Origin of the sequence: Hymenobacter lutimineralis (genome assembly GCF_008271285.1) — a bacterium.
GTDB lineage: Bacteria > Bacteroidota > Bacteroidia > Cytophagales > Hymenobacteraceae > Hymenobacter > Hymenobacter lutimineralis.
Genome location: NZ_VTHL01000007.1, coordinates 108,453 through 132,649, shown reverse-complemented (window position 1 = coordinate 132,649; position 24,197 = coordinate 108,453). Strand labels below are relative to the sequence as shown.

The following is a 24,197-nucleotide window of genomic DNA, read 5'->3' as shown; positions in this document are numbered from 1 at the left end:
AAATTCTGCCCGCCGATCCGCCCTGTTGCATATGCCCAAAGTTGCGCGTTTAGTCTCTGTTGTGCTGTTAGTCAGCTTTTTGCTTTCTGGTTGTACGCTTTCCCGTATGCTGAAGGTTGCGGGCGAAGGCCAGCAAGTAGCCGTGCAGCCGGCCGTGCTGGAAACCAACGGCGAGAATGTACTCTTCGAGGTGAAGGCGCGGGTGCCTGCCAAGCACCTGAAAAAAGGCTACGCCTATGGCCTCAACCTGCGTTACCACTACGACAACGGCCTGCGCGAAGACACCGTGGGCCGCATCGGCTTTGCCTCCGGCGACTATGTGTACGATGAGGACCGCAAAGACCAGCTCGTCGCCACTAAGCAGTTCAACATCACATTTGTGCCGCGTAAAAACCCGGGGCAGCTCATGGCCACGCCCGAAGCACGCCAGCTCAAGCCGAATGGCAAGCGCCGGCAAGGCAAGCCCTTCCTCATTGCGCGGGGCATCGTGACGACCAGCCGCCTAGTGGTGCGCCAGGATTCGCTGATTCCCTATTTGCCCGAGCCGCCCGCTAACCTGGCCGGTGGGGGCATCCGGGTATTGCCTTTTTTCTTTGATACTGGAGAAAGCAAGATCCGCAACTACCTGGGCACCAACGTGGCCGCGCTGGAAGAATTTATTGAGGCCAATCAGAAGACCGAACTGGTAATGGTCGTGGCTGCCAACTCGCCCGAGCCCCAGGAAACCAAAAACCCGCGCCTGGCCGAGCAGCGGACCCAGGCCCTGGTGAAGTACTTCAAGAACCGCCTCGACGTCAGCTCCTACCTGAACTCGGTGAGTGCCGTGCGCTTCGAGACCAAGGCCTACCGCAACCGCTGGGACCTGTTCATGCAGAAAGTCCAGGAATCGGCGCTGCAGCCCGCCCAGGTCGATTCCATCATCACCATCCTGAATGAGTCGAAGGGCACCTTTGCGGAGCGAGAACAGCAACTGCACCGCCTTTCCTACTTCGATTACCTGGAGCAGTACATTTACCCGGTGATGCGCTTTGGCACGGTGGCCGTGAAATACTCGGCGCCCCAGCGCTACGAGTCGGAAATCTATCTGCTGTCCAAGAAGATTGTGGAAAAGCAGATGGAAGCCGATGCCCTCACCCCCGAGGAGTTGCGCTACTCCGCCACGCTCACGCCTTTGCTGGCCGAAAAGCAGCGCATCTACGAAACGGCCATTGCCACCACCGGCCGCTGGGAGGCCTACCACAACCTAGGCGTGGTGCTGGCCGCCCGCGCCGAAAAGGAAGTAAACCTGCGCGTGAAACGTGCTTACCAGCGCCGGGCCGCCACCAACTTCACGCTGGCCGCACACCGCAACCCCACCGCGCTTACTTTCTACCGGGCTGCCACGGCCTACCACCGCGCCGGCGACAAGCTGGAAGCGCTGCAGAGCTACGACTACGCCATTAAGCTTGGCGGCCCGCGGGCTATTCTCAACCAGGTATTTGCCGATAAGGCCGCGCTGGAAATTGAAATCGGCCAGCCCGAGGATGCCCTGCGCAGCATCAGCTTCAGCGACAGATCCTACCAGAATACCATGAACCGGGCGCTGGTGTACCTGCTCAAAAACAACCCCGACGGAGCCGCTGCCATCTACCAGGAGGCCCTCACCCTCAAGCCCAACGACGCGCTGGCGTACTACTGCCTGGCTATTATTGCCGCCCGCCAGCAGGACCCCGCCACCGTGGGGCTGCACCTGCGCCGCGCCGTGCAGCTCGACCGCAGTTTTGCCCAGCGCGCCGTAGAGGACCTGGAGTTCCGGGATTTGGCTGCGAACAAGGCGTTTGTGGAGGCATTGAAGTAGCAGGTTAACTGCTACTAGATGTAAAGAGGCCAAATACACAAGCCGTTTAACCCTTGCAAAAGCCAGCTTTGGAATTCCTGAATTTCTCTCTCGACGACCAGTACATCGGGTTGGAATGGCCAAAAAACGGCTATGCTGATTTGCACAACAATTTCAACTTCACTCAGCTTCAGTATGTGCCTAGTGAAGCAAAACTGATTCTTTGCTGGACTAAATCTTCTGGTGACTGGGCAAAAAAAGTGCCATGGCAGAAGCTAGAGTTGCTGTTCTCCGGAGTCAGTTATTTCCACGTTAAAGAGCGTGATGCAGAATATCCCATCAGTGAGGACGACTGCCTGCGCGACATTTGCCGCGCACCAATGGAAGCGCGTGGAGACTTCGATAACATTTGGTTAGACCGCAATCCACCGCTGGATTATGACTTGCAGTTAGTATTTCAAAGTGAGTGGGGCATCAAAGTCAATGCGGCTACGGTGATGCTCAAACTTGAACAATAATCGAGTTTGCCCGGCCGCCTTCCTCGTTGTAGCTTTACGGGCCGGAAGTTTTCCGGCCTTTTCTTTTTGATTTTCGACTTTCTGTCACTGACCGACTGACTATGCGGACCATCCAATTCCGGGAAGCCCTGCGTGAAGCCATGTCCGAGGAAATGCGCCGCGACCCGCGCGTGTTTCTGATGGGCGAAGAAGTAGCCGAGTACAACGGCGCCTACAAAGTAAGCCAGGGGATGCTCGACGAGTTTGGGCCGGAGCGCGTGATTGACACGCCCATTGCCGAGCTGGGCTTTGCCGGTATTGGCGTGGGTGCGGCGGCCAACGGCCTGCTGCCCATCATCGAGTTCATGACCTTCAACTTCTCCCTGGTAGCCATTGACCAGGTGATTAACTCGGCCGCTAAGATCTACTCGATGTCGGGCGGGCAGTACTCCTGCCCCATTGTGTTCCGCGGCCCTACCGGCAACGCGGGTATGCTCTCCTCGCAGCACTCCCAGAACTTCGAGAACTGGTTTGCCAACACGCCCGGCCTGAAGGTGGTAGTTCCTTCGAACCCCTATGACGCCAAGGGCCTGCTGAAATCAGCCATCCGCGACCCAGACCCCGTGATTTTCATGGAATCGGAGCTGATGTACGGCGATAAAGGAGAAGTGCCCGAGGAAGAGTACCTGCTGCCCATCGGCAAAGCCAACGTCGTGCGCCCCGGCGACAGCGTGACGCTGGTGAGCTTCGGCAAAATGATGAAAATTGTCCTGGCTGCCGCCGACGAGTTGGCTAAGGAAGGCATCAATGCTGAGGTAATCGACCTGCGCTCCGTGCGCCCCATCGACTACGACACCCTCATCGAATCGGTAAAGAAAACCAACCGGATGGTGGTGGTAGAAGAAGCCTGGCCGCTGGCCAGCATCAGCTCGGAGCTAGCCTACATTGTGCAGCGCCGCGCCTTCGACTACCTCGATGCCCCCGTTATCCGCATCACCTGCGGCGACGTACCTCTGCCCTACGCGCCTACGCTTATTGAGGCTTCTTTGCCCAACGTAGCCCGCACGGTGAAAGCCGTGAAGGACGTGCTGTACGTAAGCAAGTAACTCGGTTTCATCCCAGCAAAAACGGCCCGCTACCTTTCGGTGGCGGGCCGTTTTTGGTTTCGAGCCGAGCTTTGTCCGATGCGGTTGATTCCCCGTATAGGCAGGCGAAATATCCGTACCTTTTGCCCTTACCACCCCACCCTTTCCCCATGAACCACCGTCTTCACCTTCGCCTCGAGCAGCTTGAACGCGCTACTGAGCAACTGCTAAAAGCCACCGCCGCCTTGGGCGAAACCCGAAGTCATCAGGCGCCGGGGCCCAATCAGTGGTCGGCAGCCCAGGTGGTGCAGCACTTGCTGGTAGCCGAGCAGGGCATCGGGCAGTACATCGAGAAGAAGGTGCAACAGGAAGACGGCCTGGCAAAATCCGGCATGGGCGCGCGGCTCCGGTCGGGGCTGCTGCGGGTGCTGCTGCGGGTGCCGTTTCTGAAGTTTAAGGCCCCGGCCCGCCTCACGGCGCTTATGCCAGAGGGAGCCAGCGCACCACCCATTGCCGAGCTGACGGAACAGTGGACTGCTTCCCGCCGCCATTTGGAACGCCTGCTCAACGAATTTCCGGCAAAGCTGCTCGACAAGGCCATTTTCAAGCATCCCCGCTCGGGCATGCTCAACATCTACCAAACGCTGGATTTCATGGTTGACCACGTACTGCATCACCAACGGCAGGTACAGCGCATCAGCAAGCAGCTGGCCTGATAACGCCACCCCGGCTATAGCAGCCCGAGCTTCAGCGTGACACCCGCCGACATCCCGTTCAACGCTTTCGACGACGTATCCGGCAGGTTCAGGCCGGTCGTCATGCGGTACGAAGCCCCGGCGCCGAGGGCCACGTACTTGAGCAGGTTTACCTCCAGCTGCACCCCGGGCTCCACAATCAGAAACTCATCGGCCTGGTAGCGGTAGTAAGGACCATTCAGGTCTCTTTCCTTGGTAGCAGCACCGGCCCCCAGCAGCACAGGAAACGTTAGGTGAATGGCTTTCCCGGCCGGAAACATGGGTTCCAGGTAGATGCCGCCGTAGGCTGCCGCTAAGTAATCGGGGGAGGATGTATCGATGGGGTCATCCCAACGGTTGGGAATGCGCCCATTGGTGAGGGCAGTGCCGCCCAGCCCTAAAGCGAAGGAGCGGTTGAAGCTGACTCCGATGCGGCCCGTAGCCGCCAGCGCATCCTGCCCATCCAGGCGGGCGTACTGCGCGGAGGCGGCCACGAAAAAGCCGCAGTGGGTTCCGGGCCGGAGCAGGGTTTGAAGAGGGGGCTGTTCTGCTTGCTGAGCAAAGACTGTGGTGCTGGCCAACAGGCCCAGGCTAGTAAGGAGCGTTTTCATAGGTGTCTGAGCAGTTTGTGTTAGTAAGAGCCACTACCAGCTGTTTACCCCTACGCCCCTACCTATTTTTTTTCTCTACCTCCCACTGCGCCTATTTCCAGGTTGCACTGGAAACAGTGTCCAATGCCTTAACGCACGCAGAGTAGCCTTCCGGCGTGCCTACTCAGTACACACGCTTGTATCTACTCCCAGATCAGCTCTAGCAACTGGGTTTGCTTACCCTGCTGCACGCGCACACGGCATACGCCCATTGCTAGATCTTTGACCGGCAGTACGTCAGCGAGCTGGTGCCTACAGGTAGCGCCGCAGATTTAGACCTGTGCTTTCCTTATCGACAACTACCTCCGCCTACGCTTCGCGGGGCGTCCGCACAATATCCTGGTAGGAAGCGTGCCGGCTAATGCTGTTCATGACGGCGGAAATTTCAGCTGGTGGCACCGCCAGCTTGCGGGCGCGCAGGTCCAGCCAGGCCCCTTCCACCGTGACGGTAGCTGCCAAGCGACCATCTTCCTTGTAAATGGCATGCACAATATTCCAGCGGGAGCCATCCTCATTCAACCCCGATAGCTCCGCCGTCACGCGAATGGTTTCGCCCAGGCCTACCTCCTTTAAAAAGCGGGTGTCTTCGCGAAACAGAATGGGACCGATGCCCAGCTGGGCAAACCGGGCCATGGTGAAACCCTGCTCAGCCAGGAATTGCACGCGAGTATGCGCCGCATAATCGGTATAGGCCGAGTGGCGCATGTGGATGTTAGGGTCGAGGTCAGCCCAGCGGACGGTATAGGTTTTAGCGTATTCCATTTTTGAGGATTTAGGAGAGGAAGCCGGAAGGAGAAGGCAGATATACAGACTAATAATCCAACTCCTATCTCCTAATTTCTGACCGTGAGGCGCACCAAGTACTGCTGCTGCTCATCTTCGGCCAGGAATTCTACGTCGTACCCAGCGGCTTCGGCATAGTCCTGCAGAATGCTGGCATCGGCAAATAGCCAGGAGAAGGCGGCCCCGGTTTCCTGCTCGTAACTCATCGTGTATTCTACTTCCCCATAATAGGGTCCGTTCAGGTCGAATACCAAGGCACCTTCTTCGTCCTCGTAGAGGTAGGATATATCCGACGAGGTAGCCAGAATCTGGCCACCGGGCGCCAGCAGGGTGTGGGCGTATTTCAGAAACCGCTCCAGCCCGTCGAGGGTGCCTACCAGGCCCAGGCCATTCATGAGCATGAGCAGCGTATCGTAGCCTCCGGCCTCGGCGGGCACCGCAAACAACTCGTGGCGGGCTACTTCCTGCACGCCGCGCGCCTGCATCACATGCACCGCCCCCTCCGATACATCCACGGCTTTCACGGCAAACCCGCGCTGCTGCAGCTCCAGGGTGTGGCAGCCAGCCCCGGCGCCCAGGTCGAGCACGCGGCCGCGGCACTCCTCCAGCGCCAAGCGCTCCAACTCGGGCATCTCCCAGAGCGAGCGAAAAAAGTAGCTGGCCGGCAGCGGCTCGTCCTCGGCCACGTTGGAATGCACAGTAAGCGTAGCAGCAGAATCGGTACCCCGGTGGAAAGCCAGCAGCGCATGGCCCAGCGGATCGGGCGAAGAAACAGAGTGAGGCATGCGGCAAAGATAGGCAAGCCCTGAGTTGCCGGGTGCAATCAAGTCCACTAAGCATTGCCTGCATCCTTTCGGCTGAGGTTGCGTTAAGAAAACCGGTTTAATTTCTACCCCAATGTCCAGCAACCTCGATTACCTTGACCCTGCCCTGCTCCCACTTGAAGATAAAGTGCAGGCGTATCTGAAAACTGAAAAGCTGCTGCGGCAAGCTGAAATTGCCCGCACCGCACACGAGCACCAACCTGAAGCGGCGGCCGATGGCTTCGACCAACGGCCACCCACGGGCAGCTACGATCAGCAGGCCGAAGAAAACCAGCTTGAAACCAGCCAGCTGCAGGAAGACCTACAGCTGCTGCAGAACGAAATTCTGGCTATGCTGCCCGTGCGCGACGAGTGGGTGAAGGTGAACCTGGGCTACGGCCCTAGCCGGGTGGGTGCCTTCCGCAATGAGCGGTTTGGCAGTAGCCCCACCGAGCCAGAGTACCTGCTCCGGGTAGTGCAATAAAGTTGCTTGCTGTTGCGGGCCAGGAAAACAAAAAAAGGCGACTCAATGAGCCGCCCCTTTTCCACAACCAAAACACCTAAAAACTATTCTTTCAAATCTGATTAAATCAATCATCATGCCATTGCGCTCCGAACCCGTTTCATTATTCGGATATTTTTCATGGTTTGAGGAATAAGTTGCGCTGAGGCTGCGCTATTCCCACGGGGAGCGTAACTTGCACGCCCTTTTTACATGATCTATATGCAGGACCCTAACCCTGAGTTTATGCGGGAAGCCATTCGGCTTTCCATTGAAAAGATGCAGGCCGGCCACGGCGGGCCCTTCGGCGCGGTAATCGTAAAGGACGGGCAGGTTATTGCGCGCGGCTTCAACCAGGTTACGAGCACCAACGACCCCACCTGCCATGCCGAGGTAGACGCCATCCGCAAAGCCTGCGCCGTGCTCGGCACGTTTCAGCTCGACGGTTGCGACTTGTACACCAGCTGCGAGCCGTGCCCAATGTGCCTAGGAGCCATTTACTGGGCCCGCCCGCGCCGCGTGTTTTACGGCAATACCAAGCAGGATGCCGCCGCCATTGGCTTCGACGACCAGTTCATCTACGAAGAGTTGGACAAGCCCCTTGACCAGCGCCGCCTGCCCATGACCGAGTTTTTGCGCTCCGAAGCCCAAGCGGGTTTCCAAGCCTGGCAACAGCACGAAGGCAAAACGGAATACTAAACCACGGACTCAACCACGGATTCGCGCGGATTTATCGGATTGCACGGATTTTGTGGACGGCGCACTTGACGCTTTTCAATTATTGACCAACAAAAAAGCCTCGCACACTGCGAGGCTTTTTTGTTTTTGAAAGTGGGCATTGCTAAAGACCGCACCGACTACAAAATCCGTGCAATCCGATAAATCCGCGCGAATCCGTGGTTTATCTTAATGGGCCTTTCATGCCCATCATGCGGGCCATTTGCTGCATACCGCCTTTGGTGGTGCTCATTTTGTTCATGGTGCGCATCACCTTGCGCATGTCCTCAAACTGCTTCATCAGGTTGTTTACCTGCTGAATATCGGTACCGGAGCCTTTGGCTAGGCGGCGGCGGCGGGAACCGTTCAGCAGCTCGGGCTGAGCGCGCTCCTGCTTGGTCATGCTCTTGATGATGGCCTCAATAGGTTTGAAGGCGTCATCGTCGATGTCTACGTCCTTGATGGCCTTGCTCATGCCGGGAATCATGCCCACCAGGTCCTTCAGGTTGCCCATCTTCTTGATCTGCTCCAGCTGGGAGAGGAAGTCGTCGAAGTTGAACTGGTTTTTGCGGATCTTCTGGTTGATGCGCTTGGCCTCTTCCTCATCGAACTGCTGCTGGGCCCGCTCTACCAGCGAAATCACGTCGCCCATGCCCAGGATGCGCTGGGCCATGCGGTCGGGGTAGAACATGTCCAGGGCCTCCATCTTCTCACCGGTGGAGATGAACTTGATGGGTTTCTCCACCACGGCCCGAATAGACAGAGCCGCACCACCGCGGGAGTCGCCGTCGAGCTTGGTGAGTACCACGCCGTCGAAGTTCAGCCGGTCGTTGAAGGTTTTGGCCGTGTTCACCGCGTCTTGGCCCGTCATGGAGTCCACCACGAACAAGGTTTCGCTCGGGTTGATGGCCTTTTTCACGGCCTCAATCTCGCGCATCATCTGCTCGTCCACAGCCAGGCGGCCAGCGGTGTCGATGATGACTACCTTCTTGTTGTTTTTGCGGGCATACTCAATGGCATGCTGTGAAATCTCCACCGGATTCTTGTTTTCCGGCTCCGAGAATACTTCCACGCCAATCTGCTCGCCCAGCACTTTCAGCTGGTCGATAGCGGCTGGGCGGTACACGTCGCAGGCTACCAGCAGCACCGTGCGGTTTTGCTTTTTGATGAAGGACGCCAGCTTGCCCGCAAACGTGGTTTTGCCCGAGCCCTGCAGGCCCGAGAGCAGCACCACGGCCGGCTCGCCCTTGATAACGATGTCCTGCTTTTCGCCGCCCATGAGCTGGGTGAGCTCATCGTAGACGATTTTGGTGAGCAGCTGGCCCGGCGACACGCTAATGAGCACGTCGCGGCCCATGGCCTCTTCTTTGATTTTGTCGGTGACTTCCTTGGCCACCTTGTAGTTCACGTCGGCATCTACCAGCGCGCGGCGAATTTCCTTTACCGTGGTGGCTACGTTGATTTCGGTGATGCTGCCTTGGCCTTTCAGCGTTTTGAAGGCCTTATCGAGCTTGGTACTAAGGTTATCGAACATGGAGTCGCAGCGTTTGCGCTTTATTTAACGGGATATGCTGGGCCGAGGCTACCGGCCGCACTGCGCCCGGTTCTCAAGAATTCAGCCTCCAAAAGTAACCAGAAAACCCCGAAAGGTCACGGCTGTGTACCTTCGCTGCTTTCTTGCTACTCCCCTTCGTGCCCGTGCCTGCTGCCCGCTCCCTTCGTTTGCTCGTAATTACGTACTACTGGCCCCCTTCCGGCGGGGCCGGCGTGCAGCGCAGCCTTAAGTTTGTGAAGCACCTGCCCCAATTTGGCGTGGAGCCTACTGTCATTACCGTAGACCCCGCCCAGGCCGCGTATCCGGTTCTGGATGATTCGCTGGCGGCCGACATTCCGGCTGGGGTGCGCGTCATCCGCACCAGCACCTTCGAGCCCTTCGACAGCTACAAGAAGCTGACGGGCCGCAAACAGGTACCCTACGGCGGCTTCGTGGGCGAAAGCAAGACCAGTCTCACCCAGCGCCTGTTCAAGTTCGTGCGCGGCAACGTGTTCATCCCCGATGCCCGTCGGGGCTGGAACCGCTATGTCCTGCAGGCCGTGGAACAGCTGCTGGCCGCGGGCGAGCAGTTCGATGCCGTGCTGACTTCCTCGCCCCCCCACTCTACCCAGCTCATTGGCCTGGAGCTGAAGCGGCGCTACGGGCTGCGCTGGCTGGCCGACATGCGCGACCCATGGACGGACATCTATTATTATAAAGAGCTCAACCACCTGCCGCCAGCCCGCTGGCTGGATGCGCGCTACGAGCGGCAGGTGCTGGAAGAGGCCGACGCCGTGCTGGTAACCAGTCCCAATACCAAGCGCCTGTTTCTGAGCAAGTCGCCGGGGCTGCGGGCCGAGAAGTTTCGGGTGCTGCCCAATGGCTACGATGAAGACGACTTCCAGCTGCCCAGCTCCCCCCCCTCAGATGCGCTGCTGATTACGCACACGGGCACCATCTCCGAAACCTACCACATCGAGCAGCTGCTGGCGGCCTGCGCGGCCTGCAGCCGCCAGTACCCTCAGGTGCCCCTGCGGCTACGCTTTGTGGGAAAAGTATCGCCCAGGCTGCAGCAGCAAGTAGCCGAAGCTGGCCTGCAGGAGCAAACCGAGTTTGTGCCCTTCGTGCCGCACGATGAGTCGGTAGGCTACCTGCTGCGCAGCACGGTGCTGCTGATGGCCATTCCGGACGTGGCCAACAACCTGGCTATTTTGCCGGGCAAAGTGTTTGAGTATCTGGCGGCCAAAAAGCCCATCCTGTGCGTGGGGCCGCTGGGCTCGGACGCGGACACGCTGCTGACGGAATGTGGAGCCGGCCGCGCCCTACCCTACGACGACTATGCGGGCATGCTGACCCGGCTCGAGGAGTTGGCCACCCAGTGGCAGGAGCACCCCAACCTGGACTTGCCGACGCAGCAGTACGCTAACTACTCGCGCCGCGCCCTCACCGCCCAGTTAGCCGCATTGCTCTCGGCTTAGCCCTTGCTGAGCTTTTGCCAAACGCCGCGCAGCTTGCTGGGTACGAGGCTACTTGCCCGCGCCTTCAAATCCGTCCAGGAAGAATGCGCCAGTTGCTGCCCTTGCCACTGGCCAATAGCGGCAGCCAGGCGCTGGGCCAGGGTACGGTACTGCTGGCGCTGGTAATGCCGCAGGTTGTTGGTTACGTGGTCGGAGCTGTGCACAAACTCCCGTACGTCGATGATAAAGCAGTTCGGGGCAGAATCCACAAATGCAGCTAATGCTTGGTTCATCACGGCATGACGCTGGGCGGCTCCGGCTTCTCCAGAGCCCGGTACTTCTACTTCGGCCCCGTTCAAAAAGAAAATGGGAATGTGCCCCGGTACCTGACTGCGGAGCCAGCGCAGGTTTTCGGTAAACTGCTCCGGGCTGCTTTGCCCCTGCCAGGTAAACTCCCGCTGAAACCAGCGCAGAAACGCCTCGTCCATGCCCAGAAACCGGCGTTGGGCGAACTTGGCAGCCTGAGCAGCGGGGTCAACCTGCTGTAGGTTTTGGTAGCCGCCAAAAGGCACCAGCCGGCTTGTAGCATTTTCCTGGTAGAGCTCCTGGGTGTAGTCCATCAGCGGGCTGTACACCAGTACGTCGTAGTCGCAGGTCCAGAGCTGGGTACTGAATGCTTCCTGGCCCAGGAAAGGCAGCGCCGTGGCGAGGCGCTGCTGCTCCGTGGCGGGCCACTCCCGGCTAGCGCGCAGCAGGGCCGTATGCTCTAGATGGACGGGAATCTGATGCTCGTTGTTGTAGTTGAACTCCTCCCGCACTTCCAAGGAAAAGGCTTGCAGGAACGGCGTGAGCTGGCCTAGGTCGCAGCCCCCTTTCAGCAAAACGCGCAGGCGGCTGCCGGACGTAGGCGCCGCGGGTGACGCCGTCGGGCCAGTATCTACGGTAATCCAATCGGGCCTGTCCTGCTGGTTCAGCGCCGTGGCTACCTCGCCCCGAACGTCCAGCGCCGGGAAGCCCAGGTAAGCTAACGTGAACTGTTCGATGCCCAGGTGCAGAATGCGGCAGGAAAAAACGAACTGCTCCAGGCGGTTATCGGCCACGTTCAGGCAGTACACGCCCACCAGGCCGTAGTCGCCAAACCGGTCCTGCACCCGCACGCTGCCCCACCGCCGGGCGGGGTCCCGCAGGCTGACTTGAAGCTCCTCGGCGGTTACGCGCTGCTTGGTGAAGTTGAGCTGGTTGGAGCGGTTGATGAGTTCTTCTATCCGGTCGAAGTCGGGCAGCACCTGCTCTCCTTCCGCAAATCGAATCCGCACCTCGGCATCGCGCAGAAAGGCCAGGTTGTCGTTGTACTGGGTGCGGGCCTGCTGCTGCCGCTCCAGCAGCTTGTATTGCTCTAGGCGGGAAAACGTGGGGTCGGCCTTGCCGCTGGCCCGCAGCAAAGGAGCCAGGGCGCGGAGGTCGGCAGGGTCGGCCACCTGCAGCTCGGGGTTGTAGTACTGCGCCTCCGCCCGGTTTATGGGGTTATCGTCGAGGAACAGGGCATTGGGCGCCCGCAGCTGCATTTGCTCCAGCAATTGCCGGATGATGGGGCCTTTCGGCTGCCAGCTGATCTGCGGAAACACGAACAGGTCGCGGATGCCCAGTTCCTGGAGTTTGGCCTCGGCTGGCGCGAAATCGTTCTTGGAAACGATGGTATGCACCAGGCCGCGAGCCGCCGTTTCCCGGACGAGCCGCAGGTTTTCTTCCAGTCCTTCTACGGCTCCTTCGGAGAGTGTGCCCCGCCAGAAGGTGTCATCCAAATCCCAGATAATGAGTTTGATGGGCTGGGGGAAAACGAAAGCAGAAGTGGAAATATCGGGCGTCATGCGGAGCGAAGTCGAAGCATCTTTACCGCTTCGTTGGAGTAAGGCTGCCACGAAGCGGCAGAGATGCTTCGGCTTCGCTCAGCATGACAGGAAGCGGGCTTTCTGTCCTTGGTACAAAACTACGCAAGCTCGCGGCGGAATGCCTACTTTTGCAACCCTTCCTCCCGCCAGCACGCTGCCTGGCCTTGTTTTCTAAGTATGTCCCTCGACCTCAATCATAAATCTATTCTGGTAACCGGCGGCACCGGCTCGTTCGGCAAGCAGTTTGTGCAAACGGTATTCGAGAAGTATCCGCAGGTAAAGCGCCTGGTGGTGTACTCACGCGACGAGCTCAAGCAGTTCGAAATGTCGCAGACTTTCCCAAACAGTAAGTACCCCGCCATCCGGTATTTCATTGGCGACGTGCGCGACCCGGAGCGGATGAAGCGTGCCTGCGAAGGCATCGATATTATCGTACACGCCGCCGCCCTCAAGCAAGTGCCCGCGGCCGAGTACAACCCGATGGAATGCATCAAAACCAACATCTTCGGGGCCGAAAACGTGATAAACGCGGCCCTGGACTGCGGCGTGCAGGAAGTGGTGGCCTTGAGCACCGACAAGGCCGCCGCGCCCATCAACCTCTACGGCGCTACCAAGCTGTGCTCCGACAAGCTGTTTGTGGCCGCCAACAACATGAAAGGCTCCCGCAACCTGCGCTTTTCGGTGGTGCGCTACGGCAACGTTATCGGCTCCCGGGGGTCCGTAGTGCCCTTTTTCCTGCAGCGGCGGGCCTCCGGGGTGTTGCCCATCACCCACCCCGACATGACGCGCTTCAACATTTCCCTGGAAGAGGGTGTGGACCTAGTGCTGTATGCCCTGGAACACGCCTGGGGCGGTGAAATCTTCGTCCCAAAGATTCCGAGCTACAAAATCACGGAGGTAGCCAAAGCCATTGGCCCCAACTGCCACCAGGAAATTGTAGGCATCCGGCCCGGTGAGAAGCTGCACGAGGAGATGATAACGGAAACGGATGCCCTGAGCACCGTGGAGTTGGATAAGTACTACGTTATCCTGCCCTTCACGCCGCGCTGGGACGTGGAGGAGTTTATTCAGCGCTTCAACGGCCGCCGCGTGGAGCCCGGCTTTCACTACGATTCCAGCAACAACACCGAATGGCTGACCGTGGATCAGATCCGCGAGGAAATCCGCCTGCACGTGGACCCCGATTTTGAGGCTTAGGCCTGATTTGTATCGTTTACTGCTGGCCGCCAAAAAGCCCCGCTACCGACTCAGCTGAGTTGGCAGCGGGGCTTTTTAACGGCCTTTTGCCATTGATAACATTCCCGTAATATTCCGGACACAGTGAAGTAATATCTAATGCCGCACTTTACGGCCAGATTATTATTTCATGAACAAATCATTACTCCTGGTCTTGTTGCTGCTCAGCAACGCGGCATTCTGCCAGGCGCCCGACTCCGCCAAATCAGTGCCTCCGCCGCCGAAACAGTGGTTTCAGGCGGTATCCATTCGGGGCTACGTACAGGTGCGCTACAACCGCCTGCTGGAAACCAACCCCGACCTGCAGTGCGAGCAGTGCGACCGGTCGTGGGGCCGCAACGGGGGCTTTTCGCTGCGGCGGATGCGCATCATCTTTTTCGGGCAGCTCCACGAGCGGGTCTACTTCTACCTCCAGCCCGACTTTGCCAGCACCGTCAGTGGCAGCTCTACGCTGAATACGGCCCTGCTGCGGGATGCCTACCTGGACCTGGGCCTCGATAAGGCCAACCGCTTCCGGGTACGCCTGGGCCAAAGCAAGATTCCCTACGGCTTCGAGAATATGCAGTCCAGCCAGAACCGCCTGCCCCTGGACCGCAGTGACGGAATCAACAGTGCGTTTTCCAACGAGCGGGATTTGGGCGCTTTCGTGTACTGGGCCCCCAAAGCCACGCGCCGGCTTTTCAGTCAGCTGGTAAAAGACGGGTTGAAGGGCTCGGGCGACTATGGCGTGGTGGGCGTGGGCGTTTTCAACGGGCAGACGGCCAACCGCCCCGAGCTCAACAACCAGCGCCACGTGGTCGCCCGGGCTTCTTACCCACTGCAGCTGGGCCGGCAGCTGGTAGAGCCGGGGCTGCAGGCTTACTCCGGGGAATACGTGGTAAACCGGGACCAGCTATCCAGCGGCGTGAAGCACCGCCCCGACCTGCGCTACCCCGACCAGCGCGTGGCTGGCACGCTGGTGCTGTATCCGCAGCCGTTCGGCTTCCAGGCCGAATACAACGTGGGCCGTGGCCCCGAGTTTAATTCCCGCACCGACAGCATCGAAACCCAGCGCCTGCACGGGGGCTACTTGCTGCTCAACTACCGCCTGCGCTACCAGCAGCAGCAGTTTTACCCCTTTCTGCGCGTGCAGTACTACGATGGGGGCAAGAAGCACGAGCGAGATGCCCGCAGCTACACCGTGCGCGAAGCCGAGCTGGGCGTGGAGTGGCAGCCCGTACCCAGCTTCGAGCTGGTGACGATGTACACGCTGTCGGCGCGCCGCTTTGAGGATCATCAGAAACCCGACAACCGCCAACGGGGCGGTCTGCTACGCCTCCAGGCCCAACTCAACTTCTAGGCCGCCGAGGACCGGCCAATTATTGCCTGCCTGCGGGCCATCCGGCGCCGAAGCGTACATTTGGGGCTGTATGTCCGACTCTGCTTTTCAGCCTACCCGCCCCATCGCCTACGGCCGCCAGCACATCACCCCCGCCGACGTGCAGGCCGTGACGGAAACCCTGTACTCCGACTACCTGACCCAGGGCCCGAAGGTAGCCGAGTTTGAGGAACGCTTTGCCGCCTACGTAGGAGCCAGCTACGCCGTAGCGGTGGCCAACGGTACGGCGGCTTTGCACCTGTGCGCCCTGGCCCTGGGCGTGCAGCCGGGGCAGCGCGTCATTACCACGCCCATCACCTTCTCGGCCTCGGCCAACTGCGTGCGCTACTGCGGCGGCGAGGTCCATTTTGCCGACATCGACCCCGCAACCGCGCTGATTGACCTAAAAGCCGTGCGCCGGTTGCTGGAAAGTCACCCCCAAGGCTATTTCCACGGTCTGATTCCGGTGGACTTTGCGGGGCTGCCCGTGGATCTGGAAGAGGCCCGGAAACTTTGCACGGAGTTTAACCTGTGGATGATAGAGGACAGCTGCCATGCCCCCGGCGGCTTCTTCACGGACTCCGAGGGCCAGGAGCAGTGGTGCGGCAACGGGCAGTTTGCCGATCTGGCCATTTTCAGCTTTCACCCCGTCAAGCACATTGCTACGGGAGAAGGTGGCATGATTACCACCAACCGCCGCGACCTGTACGAGCACCTGTTGCGCCTGCGCACCCACGGCATCACCAAAGACCCCGCGCACATGAGCCGCAACGACGGGGGCTGGTACATGGAAATGCAGGAGCTGGGCTACAACTACCGTATGCCCGATATGCTCTGCGCCCTGGGCATCAGTCAGCTGGAGCGGGCCGCGGCGGGGCTGGCCCGACGGCGGCAACTGGCGGCGTACTATGATGCCGCCTTTGCCGCTACGCCGGGCGTCCGCCCGCTGGCGGGAGCCGCGGGCCATGCCTATCACCTGTACGTGATTCAGGTTGCCGACCGCAAAGGGCTGTACGACTTCCTGCGTACCCGGCAGATCTATGCGCAGGTGCACTACATCCCGGTGCATACCATGCCCTACTACCAAAGCTTAGGCTGGCAGCCCGGCGACTTTCCCCGCGCGGAAGCCTACTACGCGCACTGCCTGAGCATTCCGCTGTTCCCCAGCCTCACGGACGAGGAACAGCAGTACGTGGTGGCGTGCATCCGGGAGTTTGTGGGGCAGTGATGCAGGACTTTGCCAAGCGAATAGCGCTGGGGACGGCTCAGTTAGGGTTATCCTACGGCATCAACAACACAGCCGGCCAGCCGAGCCTGGAGCAGGCGGCTGACTTGCTGCGCACGGCCCAGGCGCTGGGCATTACCTTGCTTGATACGGCCGCTGCCTACGGCGACAGTGAAGCCCGCCTCGGGAAACTCCTGCCCGCTATTCCCCCCCCACGTTTTGCCATTGTCACCAAAATTGGGGCGGGCCCGGCTGCCGAGGTAGCCACCGCGCTGGCAGCCTCCCTGGCAAGGTTGGAACAGGACAAGGTATATGGCATTCTTTTTCACGACTTTGCCGGTCAGCAACAATGGCCCGAGGCGTGGCAGGTACTGCAGGAGGCCCAAATGCTCGGCCGGGTGCAGCGCATTGGAGTTTCCCTGTACCATCCGTGGCAGGCCGAGTGGCTGCTGGATAAGCAACTGCCCGTCAGTTTAGTACAGTTACCGCTGAATGTGCTGGACCAACGCTTCGTGCCCCTGCTGCCAAGGCTGGTAGCAGCCGGAATTGAGGTGCACGCCCGCTCCGCCTTTCTGCAGGGACTCTTGCTGCGTGACCCGCAACAGCTACCTACCTTCTTCTCTCCGCTGCGGGGCAAGCTTCTGCGCCTGCGCGCGGTGGCTGCGCAACACCAGCTTCCGGTAGAGGTCCTGCTGCTGCTGTTTGCGGCTTCTTTCCCGCAGGTAAGCCGGGTGGTTATTGGGGTTGACTCGGTGGAGAACCTGCAGCAGAACGTGCGGGCAGGCCAGTTTCATTCGCAGTTTCTGCAAGCCCAGCCAGTCTTGTCTACTTTCGCAGAACCCCACGACACATTTATCCTTCCGTATACATGGCCCCGTTAGACCCGGTTTCGCTGTTTTCCTTGCGCCACCAAGTGGTACTTATCACCGGGGGCTATGGGCACCTGGGCCGGGCCGTGGTGTTGGGGCTGCTGGCCCATGAGGCTACGGTGGTAGTGATAGGCCGACGGGAAGAGCAGTTTGCAGCCGCTTTCCAGGGAGCAGACACCAGCAACCTGTACTTCCAACCAGGTGACGTAGCCGATACGGTCTCTGTGCAAACGGCTTTTGCGGCCTGCCAGGCCCGGTTTGGCGCCATTGATGTGCTCATCAACAATGCTTTCTACAGCAAGGGTAACCAGCCGGATCAGCTGACGGATGAGGAGTTTGCCTTTGGCCTAGATGGCTCGGTGGGCTCGGCCTACCGTTGCCTGCGTGAAGTGCTGCCCTATATGCGCCAGCAGGGCCGGGGTAAAGTCATCAACGTGGCTTCTATGTACGGGGTAGTAGCCCCTGATTTCGGGGCTTATCACGCTACGCCGCAGTTCATCAACCCGCCGCACTATGGCGCGGCCAAGGCAGGCGTTATTCAGCTTACCAAATATTTCGCTTCTTACCTGGGGCCGGAAAACATTCAAGTGAACTGCGTGACGCCGGGAGCTTTCCCCGGCAGCGGTGCCCAGGCTCACCCGGCGTTTATCCGCGAGTTGGAGCAGCGGATTCCGCTGGGGCGCATCGGCCAGCCCGAGGATCTGGCGGGAGCCTTTGTGTTTCTGAGCTCCCGGGCCGCCGACTTTGTGACGGGTCACAACTTAGTGGTAGATGGGGGATGGACCATTCGCTAACTCAACGCCAAGCGCCGCGGGTCGGCGCCATTATTCAGGCTCGGATGGGTTCTTCACGCCTGCCCGGCAAAGCCTTGCTGCCTCTGCCCCTAGCCAGTGAAGTAAGCTTGCTGGCCCGGGTAATTGAGCGGGCGCTGCGCGCCGATATAACCACCGTAATTGTGGCTACAACTACTCTGGGAACCGATGACGAAGTAGCCGCGGTAGCCGCTGCCGCCGGAGCCAAGGTATTCCGCGGAAGTGAGCAAGACGTACTGGCCCGTTTCTACGAAGCCGCTACGGCGTCCCAGCTTGATACCGTTGTCCGGCTTACGGCCGACAACCCGGCCATAGATCCTTGCTACATCAACCTTGCGCTGGCGCATCACCACCAGGCGGCGGCCGACTATACCATGTCAACTGGCTTGCCCCTGGGCACCAATCTTGAAATTATTCGCTACGAAGCCTTACAGCAAGCGCATAACCAAGCTCTTTTGACAGAAGAAAGGGAGCATGTGACCCCATATATCCGGCGGCACCAGGAACGGTTTAATGTCCAGGAAATTGACCTGGCACCCGAGAACAAAGCCTGGGCCAGCTACCGGCTCACAGTTGATTACCCCAGTGACTACGCCCTGCTACAACTGCTTTATTCCTCGTTGCCGCCTGACTTTTCGCTGGCCGATGTAGACGCCCTTTACTTACGCTACCCGTGGCTTCCCCAAATCAACGCAGCCAATCAACAAATCAGGGTAGTATGACGGGAAATGTATCTTCAACTCCCCGTCTGATCCTCCGGGCCGATGGCAACGCCCGCATTGGGCTGGGCCACGTGATGCGGCTGCTGGCCCTGGCCGAAATTCTGCGGCCCGATTTCCCGGAAATTAGGTTTCTGCTTCGGGAGCCTGATCCCGCGTTACAGGAATTGCTGGAATCTGCAGGGCTAGCTGTGGTTTCCCTCCCGCTGCAGCCCTTAGTGGAAGAAGCTACCTACTTGGTGCGCCAGGAACTGCGGCCCACCGATGTAGTCGTGCTGGATGGGTACGAGTTTCGCTACGACTACCAGAATACGCTCCGGGGTGCCATCAACCGGCTGGTCTGCCTGGACGATCTGCACGCCTACCCTTCCGCCGCCGACATAGTATTGAACCCGGCGGGCGGCCTTACCAGACAACAATACGAATTGCGTCAGCCGGGAGCCCGCCTCCTCAGTGGCCCCGCGTATGCCCCCCTCCGCGCCCCTTTTCGGGCCCCGGCTACCGAAGAAGCCGCTGCTCCGCAAACGGTGCTCGTGTGCCTGGGCGGAGCCGACCCTACCCACCAAACCCAACGGGTGGCTGCGGCTTTGCTGTTGCTACCCACCGTTCAGCAAGTGCATGCAGTCGTGGGCAGCGCCTACCAAGGCTGGGAAAGCCTACTTGGCTGGGCGCAGGAGCAGCCGCGGCTTACCCTGCACCGCAGCCTTTCAGGGGCCGACCTAGCCAATCTGATGCAGCAGTGTGGGGCGGCCGTCTGCTCCGCCAGCACGGTGAGCTACGAGTATGCCAGCCGAGGCGGGTTGCTTTTTTTGCTGCCTACCGCCGATAATCAGTACGATATTGACCACTATCTGCGCGAAGCCGGCCTCGCTCTGCCGTATACCGCGGCTGCTAACGTGCTGACATCCCCGGAGGCGCATCGGGTAGCGGCGCGCTTACGCACTGCTCAGCAACGGGTCTTCGATGGCCTGGCTCCTACCCGCCTGCGGCAGGAGTTCAAGGCCCTGCTGTTGCCCCCACCTCCTTTTTATCTTCGTCCGGTAACAACTGCCGACGCAGCGCTACTGCTTGCCTGGGCCAATGACCCACTGGTAAGGCAGTTCTCCTTTAACCCCACGCCCATTACGCCCGCTCAGCACGCGCAATGGCTGGCGGCCAAGCTGCAGGATAGGCATTCCCTGCTTTTGCTGGCTCAGGAAGCGGCTACCGACCAGCCCGTAGGCCTTATCCGGTTTGCCATCGAAGGCGACGAAGCCACGCTGAGCTATCAGCTGGATGCCGGGTTTCGGGGACGGGGACTAGCGCCGTTGCTGCTGCTGGCCGGGGTGCGCCGTCTGGCCGAGCATTTTCCGGCGGTTCGGCGGGTGCTGGGCCACGTGCAGGCCGCTAACGTTGCCTCGGTGAAGGCCTTTGAGCGGGCTGGGTTTATGCTAGCACAGGATGCACCCGCTCATATGGCTTCCCTGACTTTTGAATGGTTACATTCTTGATTTTCAGTCTATATCTCGCGGATGAATACCCTTCCTGAAGTACGTGATAACTCCCAACGGGCCCAATTAACTATTGCCTTATTCTGGTCGATTATTCTCACCAATATTGTCTCGATACTGCTGACTAAGCAAGCAGCAGCATTTCCTAACGCTTTTTCAGAAACTGCAACCGGATTTGGCACGGAGGAAATATGGGGAATCGTAGCAACCCTTCTTGGGCTTAGTCAAGTGGCTGCTACTTTTCTGGGCTCGGTGTTTTTCCTGCAGTGGTTTCGGCGGGCATACTTCAACATCCGGGAGGCTGGAATCCGGACCCAGCACACTGATGGTTGGGCAGTAGGAGCTTGGTTTATACCTTTTCTAAATTTTGTGCGCCCATACACCATTATGAAAGAAGTGTGGTATGGCACCCTGCAGATGGCTGGCCGTTACCGCGGCCACACCTTACTACGGTGGTGGTGGATAGCGTATCTAGTGCACAGTGTTACCATTAACTATGAGTCAAGCAGTGCAGCGAATGCCACGGACGACAACTCGGCCTGGGCACTAATCTCAACGTTTTTTGATATAGCCTCCGCTATTCTTACGCTAATAGTGGTCCGCTACGTGCATGAAGCAGAACAAGAAGCTTCCTACCGCCTCCAAGTTGGAACGTTAGGTCAGGAGGAGGCCAAGGCACAAGAACTACTGCCCACGCAGGAAGAATACTGAGCCTAGCTGCTGGCTTCGTATTTTTGTCTTATGACTTTCTCCATTGGCTCCCGCCTGGTTGGCCCCGACCAGCCGCCCTTTATCATTGCCGAGCTGAGCGGCAACCATAATCAGGATTTGCAGCGTGGGCTGGCCATTGTGGATGCCATGGCCGCTGCGGGGGCTCATGCCATTAAGCTTCAGACCTATACGGCCGATACGATGACGCTGCCGGGGGCCTACCGCATCGACGACCCCACGTCTTTGTGGTATGGTCGCGAGCTGCATGAGCTCTACCAGGAAGCCCACACGCCCTGGGAATGGCACCGGCCCCTTTTCGACCGGGCCCGGGAACATGGCATGCTGGCCTTCAGTTCCCCTTTTGATGAAACGGCGGTTGATTTCCTGGAAACCCTGGAGGTGCCGGCTTACAAAATAGCTTCCTTCGAAAACACCGACTGGCCTTTGCTGCGCCGCGTAGCCGCCACGGGCAAGCCCATCATTATGAGCACCGGGGCCAGCACGCTCGCCGAAGTAGCCGAAGCCGTGCAGGTGCTGCGGGACGCAGGCTGCCAGGAGCTGATCCTGTTGAAGTGTACCAGCACATATCCGGCCACGCCCCAAAACACGAATCTGCGCACCCTACCCCACTTTCAGCAGCTTTTCCCCAATACACTGGTGGGCCTTTCCGACCATACCATGGGCGTGGGAGCGGCCGTGGCCGCCGTGGCCCTGGGGGCCTGCGTAGTGGAAAAGCACGTAACCCTGCGCCGGGCCGACGGCGGCGTAGACTCCGCCTTTTCTCTGGAGCCCGAAGAAGTGGCGCAGCTAGTTACGGAAACGGAACGGGCCTGGCAGGCACTTGGGCAGGTGCAATACGGCATTCAGCGGGCCGAGGAAAAAAGCCGCCTCTACAAACGCTCTTTGTATGTGGCCCAGGACATTGCAGCGGGTGAGGTATTCACCAAAGAAAACCTGCGCGTAGTTCGGCCCGGTGACGGTCTGCCTCCCCGGTATTTCGACCAAGTACTCGGCAAGCCCGCCCGCCAGTCCCTGCGGGCCGGTACCGCCCTTACCTGGGACGCACTGTAAATGGCGACGGTCCTAGCCGCTGCTACGGCCCGCCTGCGCAACATCCTGCAGCTTCGCTTCACGGACTTATTTGCCCAGCTGCCTACACATACCCTGGAAGGAATTTCCCCAGCCAACCCGCTGCGCCGCCTCGTCAAAATGGCTGGCTACGCGGGGCTGCGGCTGGTGGGCAACGTATTCAAGCCCATTCATAACCCCGAGCAGCTGCGCGGGGCCTTGTGGCTCTACGTGGTCAGCCAGAACAACTACGACGCCCTGCATTTCATCCGGGAGGCCCGGCCCGATAGTGTACTGGTAGCTGGCCAAAGCAAACAGATCGGGCGCTACAACCAGAAAGTCAACCGACTATCCTTGCGGCAAAAGCTGCTGTACTACTGGCAGTTCCCGCTGGTTTTGCTGGGCCTTCTGCGGACAGTTGGTGGGCGAGCCTGGCGGTTTTGCGACCTGATATTCAGCGCCATCGGCTATTACGAGGTGTATCGACGGGCCTTACGTCACTATCGGCCCAAAGCCGTGGTTTTTGCCAACGACCATAACGACGATGCCCGGGCCCTGCTGCTGGCTTGCCGCGTCGAAGGCATTCCGACCGTTTACCTGCAGCACGCCAGCGTGAGCACCAACTTCCCGTCCCTGGAGTTTGATTTAAGCTTGCTCGAAGGCCAGGATGCCTTAGATAAATACCGGCAGTGTGGACCAGTCCGTGGAGCCGTGGAGCTGGTGGGCATGCCCAAAGCCGATGCCTTTCTGGCCCACCGTAACAGAAAATCCAACATCCAGCAGGTGGGCTTAGCCTGCAACTTGCTCGATGATCTGGCTGCCATAGCGCAGGTAGTAGCCTACTTGCAGCAGGAGCTACCCGACCTGTCCGTCACCTTACGCCCCCACCCGAGCGACAATCGTGACTTTACTCAGCTCAAACGCCAGCACCCGCAACTCCGCATTTCCGATGCGCGCGGGCAAACCGTTTTTGAGTTCTTAGCCCAGCACGACGCGCTGATTGCGGCCGACACTAGCACCCACCTGGAAGCTACTTTGCTGAATCTGGCCAGCATTTACTTCCGCATGGGTAGCCCAGCCTCCTTCGATGATTACTATGGGTATGTAGCGCATGGCCTCATTGACCGCGCCGATACCTTACCCGAATTGGGGAACACCTTGCGAGCTTATCAAAAGCATAAACCAGCTGATTTGTACTTGCGGGCTACTTACTACAACGCTACCCTGGGTACCCCCGATGAAGGCCGTAGCAAAGTGAAAGCCTTGCGGATTTTGGCAAACTGGCTTAAACACTGTTAATTGCATAATTTTTACTTTCACCCCCTATTTAATGCCCCAATATTTACTGCATATCACTCATTTACGACTTCCACGTTTTATTGCCTTTACCTGGTTAATCTTTAGCTTGCTAAGTGCTTCTTCTAGTCAAGCGCAAGCACTTCCAGGCCCTGGCAACACATTGGATTTCAACGGTTACTCTACCAGCATCCATACGGAGACCAGTAACAGGGGTATTCTAGATAAGGTTACCGTGGAGGCTTGGATCCGGACTAACAGCAGTTCCTATCAGTGGATTCTTGGCAAGTATTCTAATTCGCTGGTTGAAGAAAAAGGCTACCATCTAATTACCCAAAATGGTACTGCTTCTTTTAATGGACGCGCTAACGTCGGGGTTTATATGTCGTCTGGCCCTTCAACAACGCGAATTGATGATGGGCGCTGGCACCACGTCGTAGGAGTATGTGATATCGACGTGTGGAAGATCTACGTGGATGGCGTTCTGGAAAACAGTCGTGCTTACGGTTACTCAAAAGCTGACCTGACTACTTCCTCCACCTTGGCCATTGGTAAGTATTTCGTTCAATCGGAAAATTTCTTCTCCGGCGAAATCGACGAGATAAAGCTGTGGCGGACGGCCCTTACGGCCGAGCAGATTCAGGCCAACATGTGCCGCAAGCTGACGACGGCTCCAGCGGAGCTGGTTGGTTACTACACGTTTGACCAAAGCAGCGGCACCACCGTTATCGATAAAGGAAGTGTGCCGGTGAATGGCACCCTGCAGAATTTTGGCAATGCCCCCTGGAAGCTCTCCGGTGCGCCTATCGGCGACTTGTCAGCATCGATTTACGGCAGTAACCTTAGCAAAGCCAAGCTGGGTTTAAAAGCGGCTAATGGAGACTCGGCCATTGTCAGCAGCCTAGCACTTACGGATGGGGTGCAGTTGTATGCCGTGAATCAGGCCC

Annotated in this window: 22 protein-coding genes and 1 pseudogene; 18 read left to right on the top strand and 5 right to left on the bottom strand. The window is 58.9% G+C overall.

Annotated features, from left to right (window positions below; translation table 11 throughout):
* Window positions 1-106: 106 nt before the first annotated feature.
* From FY528_RS08840 to FY528_RS08825, 4 genes are all read left to right on the top strand, one after another.
* Complete coding sequence (locus tag FY528_RS08840) at window positions 107-1,837, top strand: tetratricopeptide repeat protein (RefSeq protein ID WP_149070636.1); 1,731 nt, start codon at window positions 107-109, stop codon at window positions 1,835-1,837.
* A 53-nt stretch (window positions 1,838-1,890) separates the two neighbouring features.
* Window positions 1,891-2,334, top strand: coding sequence for a hypothetical protein (locus tag FY528_RS08835; RefSeq protein WP_149070635.1), 444 nt, complete (start codon window positions 1,891-1,893; stop codon window positions 2,332-2,334).
* A gap of 101 nt (window positions 2,335-2,435) precedes the next feature.
* Window positions 2,436-3,419, top strand: a complete 984-nt coding sequence (locus FY528_RS08830; protein WP_149070634.1) for a pyruvate dehydrogenase complex E1 component subunit beta — start codon at window positions 2,436-2,438, stop codon at window positions 3,417-3,419.
* 149 nt (window positions 3,420-3,568) lie between these two features.
* On the top strand, window positions 3,569-4,114 hold the full coding sequence (locus FY528_RS08825) for a DinB family protein (RefSeq protein WP_149070633.1): 546 nt from the start codon (window positions 3,569-3,571) through the stop codon (window positions 4,112-4,114).
* Window positions 4,115-4,128: 14 nt separating this feature from the next.
* On the opposite strand, the gene FY528_RS08820 is transcribed toward FY528_RS08825, so the two are convergent.
* The 3 genes from FY528_RS08820 to FY528_RS08810 form a co-directional block, all read right to left on the bottom strand.
* Window positions 4,129-4,743 (bottom strand): hypothetical protein, encoded by a 615-nt coding sequence (locus tag FY528_RS08820; RefSeq protein ID WP_149070632.1) that lies wholly within the window; start codon window positions 4,741-4,743, stop codon window positions 4,129-4,131.
* Between the two features lie 348 nt (window positions 4,744-5,091).
* The gene (locus tag FY528_RS08815) at window positions 5,092-5,544 is read right to left on the bottom strand and encodes an acyl-CoA thioesterase (protein WP_149070631.1); all 453 of its coding nucleotides are present in this window, start codon (window positions 5,542-5,544) and stop codon (window positions 5,092-5,094) included.
* Window positions 5,545-5,615: 71 nt separating this feature from the next.
* Window positions 5,616-6,350 carry a class I SAM-dependent methyltransferase gene (locus tag FY528_RS08810; RefSeq protein ID WP_149070630.1) on the bottom strand — a complete coding sequence of 245 codons (735 nt, stop codon included), beginning with the start codon at window positions 6,348-6,350 and terminating at the stop codon, window positions 5,616-5,618.
* Between the two features lie 112 nt (window positions 6,351-6,462).
* On the opposite strand from FY528_RS08810, the gene FY528_RS08805 reads away from it, so the two are divergent.
* Window positions 6,463-6,852, top strand: coding sequence for a hypothetical protein (locus tag FY528_RS08805; protein WP_149070629.1), 390 nt, complete (start codon window positions 6,463-6,465; stop codon window positions 6,850-6,852).
* Window positions 6,853-7,092: 240 nt separating this feature from the next.
* Complete coding sequence (locus tag FY528_RS08800; protein WP_149070628.1) at window positions 7,093-7,569, top strand: nucleoside deaminase; 477 nt, start codon at window positions 7,093-7,095, stop codon at window positions 7,567-7,569.
* 202 nt (window positions 7,570-7,771) lie between these two features.
* On the opposite strand, the gene ffh is transcribed toward FY528_RS08800, so the two are convergent.
* Entirely contained in the window at window positions 7,772-9,121 is a 1,350-nt protein-coding gene (gene ffh / locus FY528_RS08795) for a signal recognition particle protein (protein ID WP_149070627.1), read from the bottom strand.
* A gap of 143 nt (window positions 9,122-9,264) precedes the next feature.
* Here ffh and FY528_RS08790 point away from each other — a divergent pair, with 143 nt between their 5' ends.
* The gene (locus FY528_RS08790) at window positions 9,265-10,599 is read left to right on the top strand and encodes a glycosyltransferase family 4 protein (protein WP_262383952.1); all 1,335 of its coding nucleotides are present in this window, start codon (window positions 9,265-9,267) and stop codon (window positions 10,597-10,599) included.
* Here FY528_RS08790 and FY528_RS08785 read toward each other — a convergent pair.
* Window positions 10,596-12,497 carry a hypothetical protein gene (locus tag FY528_RS08785; protein WP_222931800.1) on the bottom strand — a complete coding sequence of 634 codons (1,902 nt, stop codon included), beginning with the start codon at window positions 12,495-12,497 and terminating at the stop codon, window positions 10,596-10,598. The genes FY528_RS08790 and FY528_RS08785 overlap by 4 nt on opposite strands.
* Window positions 12,498-12,644: 147 nt before the next feature.
* On the opposite strand from FY528_RS08785, the gene pseB reads away from it, so the two are divergent.
* From pseB to FY528_RS21555, 11 genes and pseudogenes are all read left to right on the top strand, one after another.
* Window positions 12,645-13,664, top strand: a complete 1,020-nt coding sequence (gene pseB, locus FY528_RS08780) for a UDP-N-acetylglucosamine 4,6-dehydratase (inverting) (RefSeq protein ID WP_149070625.1) — start codon at window positions 12,645-12,647, stop codon at window positions 13,662-13,664.
* Window positions 13,665-13,833: 169 nt separating this feature from the next.
* Entirely contained in the window at window positions 13,834-15,042 is a 1,209-nt protein-coding gene (locus tag FY528_RS08775) for a porin (protein WP_149070624.1), read from the top strand.
* Between the two features lie 70 nt (window positions 15,043-15,112).
* A complete protein-coding gene (pseC, locus tag FY528_RS08770) occupies window positions 15,113-16,288 on the top strand; it encodes a UDP-4-amino-4,6-dideoxy-N-acetyl-beta-L-altrosamine transaminase (protein ID WP_149070623.1) in 1,176 nt (391 codons plus the stop codon).
* Window positions 16,288-17,166 carry an aldo/keto reductase gene (locus tag FY528_RS08765; protein WP_149070622.1) on the top strand — a complete coding sequence of 293 codons (879 nt, stop codon included), beginning with the start codon at window positions 16,288-16,290 and terminating at the stop codon, window positions 17,164-17,166. Before pseC ends, FY528_RS08765 begins: the two co-directional genes overlap by 1 nt.
* On the top strand, window positions 17,154-17,948 hold the full coding sequence (locus tag FY528_RS08760; RefSeq protein ID WP_222931799.1) for an SDR family NAD(P)-dependent oxidoreductase: 795 nt from the start codon (window positions 17,154-17,156) through the stop codon (window positions 17,946-17,948). The genes FY528_RS08765 and FY528_RS08760 overlap by 13 nt, the downstream gene beginning before the upstream one ends.
* Window positions 17,933-18,688, top strand: coding sequence for a cytidylyltransferase domain-containing protein (locus tag FY528_RS08755; RefSeq protein WP_149070621.1), 756 nt, complete (start codon window positions 17,933-17,935; stop codon window positions 18,686-18,688). The genes FY528_RS08760 and FY528_RS08755 overlap by 16 nt, the downstream gene beginning before the upstream one ends.
* On the top strand, window positions 18,685-20,175 hold the full coding sequence (pseG, locus tag FY528_RS08750; protein ID WP_149070620.1) for a UDP-2,4-diacetamido-2,4,6-trideoxy-beta-L-altropyranose hydrolase: 1,491 nt from the start codon (window positions 18,685-18,687) through the stop codon (window positions 20,173-20,175). The genes FY528_RS08755 and pseG overlap by 4 nt, the downstream gene beginning before the upstream one ends.
* A gap of 21 nt (window positions 20,176-20,196) precedes the next feature.
* The gene (locus tag FY528_RS08745) at window positions 20,197-20,886 is read left to right on the top strand and encodes a DUF4328 domain-containing protein (RefSeq protein ID WP_149070619.1); all 690 of its coding nucleotides are present in this window, start codon (window positions 20,197-20,199) and stop codon (window positions 20,884-20,886) included.
* Window positions 20,887-20,916: 30 nt separating this feature from the next.
* The gene (pseI, locus tag FY528_RS08740; protein WP_149070618.1) at window positions 20,917-21,957 is read left to right on the top strand and encodes a pseudaminic acid synthase; all 1,041 of its coding nucleotides are present in this window, start codon (window positions 20,917-20,919) and stop codon (window positions 21,955-21,957) included.
* Window positions 21,958-23,253 (top strand): glycosyltransferase family protein, encoded by a 1,296-nt coding sequence (locus tag FY528_RS08735; RefSeq protein WP_149070617.1) that lies wholly within the window; start codon window positions 21,958-21,960, stop codon window positions 23,251-23,253. It abuts the gene before it with no gap.
* Window positions 23,254-23,284: 31 nt separating this feature from the next.
* Window positions 23,285-23,881 (top strand): annotated as a pseudogene (locus FY528_RS21555) (LamG domain-containing protein); the annotation flags it as partial.
* Between the last annotated feature and the right edge of the window lie 316 nt (window positions 23,882-24,197).

Excerpts from the sequence above, each read along its gene's own strand:
- FY528_RS08840 (WP_149070636.1), top strand. The coding sequence starts at position 107 with ATGCTGAAGGTTGCGGGCGAAGGCCAGCAAGTAGCCGTGCAGCCGGCC.
- FY528_RS08830 (WP_149070634.1), top strand. The coding sequence starts at position 2,436 with ATGCGGACCATCCAATTCCGGGAAGCCCTGCGTGAAGCCATGTCCGAG.
- FY528_RS08825 (WP_149070633.1), top strand. The coding sequence starts at position 3,569 with ATGAACCACCGTCTTCACCTTCGCCTCGAGCAGCTTGAACGCGCTACT.
- FY528_RS08820 (WP_149070632.1), bottom strand. The coding sequence starts at position 4,743 with ATGAAAACGCTCCTTACTAGCCTGGGCCTGTTGGCCAGCACCACAGTC.
- FY528_RS08815 (WP_149070631.1), bottom strand. The coding sequence starts at position 5,544 with ATGGAATACGCTAAAACCTATACCGTCCGCTGGGCTGACCTCGACCCT.
- FY528_RS08810 (WP_149070630.1), bottom strand. The coding sequence starts at position 6,350 with ATGCCTCACTCTGTTTCTTCGCCCGATCCGCTGGGCCATGCGCTGCTG.
- FY528_RS08805 (WP_149070629.1), top strand. The coding sequence starts at position 6,463 with ATGTCCAGCAACCTCGATTACCTTGACCCTGCCCTGCTCCCACTTGAA.
- FY528_RS08800 (WP_149070628.1), top strand. The coding sequence starts at position 7,093 with ATGCAGGACCCTAACCCTGAGTTTATGCGGGAAGCCATTCGGCTTTCC.
- ffh (WP_149070627.1), bottom strand. The coding sequence starts at position 9,121 with ATGTTCGATAACCTTAGTACCAAGCTCGATAAGGCCTTCAAAACGCTG.
- pseB (WP_149070625.1), top strand. The coding sequence starts at position 12,645 with ATGTCCCTCGACCTCAATCATAAATCTATTCTGGTAACCGGCGGCACC.
- FY528_RS08775 (WP_149070624.1), top strand. The coding sequence starts at position 13,834 with ATGAACAAATCATTACTCCTGGTCTTGTTGCTGCTCAGCAACGCGGCA.
- pseC (WP_149070623.1), top strand. The coding sequence starts at position 15,113 with ATGTCCGACTCTGCTTTTCAGCCTACCCGCCCCATCGCCTACGGCCGC.
- FY528_RS08765 (WP_149070622.1), top strand. The coding sequence starts at position 16,288 with ATGCAGGACTTTGCCAAGCGAATAGCGCTGGGGACGGCTCAGTTAGGG.
- FY528_RS08760 (WP_222931799.1), top strand. The coding sequence starts at position 17,154 with ATGGCCCCGTTAGACCCGGTTTCGCTGTTTTCCTTGCGCCACCAAGTG.
- FY528_RS08755 (WP_149070621.1), top strand. The coding sequence starts at position 17,933 with ATGGACCATTCGCTAACTCAACGCCAAGCGCCGCGGGTCGGCGCCATT.
- pseG (WP_149070620.1), top strand. The coding sequence starts at position 18,685 with ATGACGGGAAATGTATCTTCAACTCCCCGTCTGATCCTCCGGGCCGAT.
- FY528_RS08745 (WP_149070619.1), top strand. The coding sequence starts at position 20,197 with ATGAATACCCTTCCTGAAGTACGTGATAACTCCCAACGGGCCCAATTA.
- pseI (WP_149070618.1), top strand. The coding sequence starts at position 20,917 with ATGACTTTCTCCATTGGCTCCCGCCTGGTTGGCCCCGACCAGCCGCCC.
- FY528_RS08735 (WP_149070617.1), top strand. The coding sequence starts at position 21,958 with ATGGCGACGGTCCTAGCCGCTGCTACGGCCCGCCTGCGCAACATCCTG.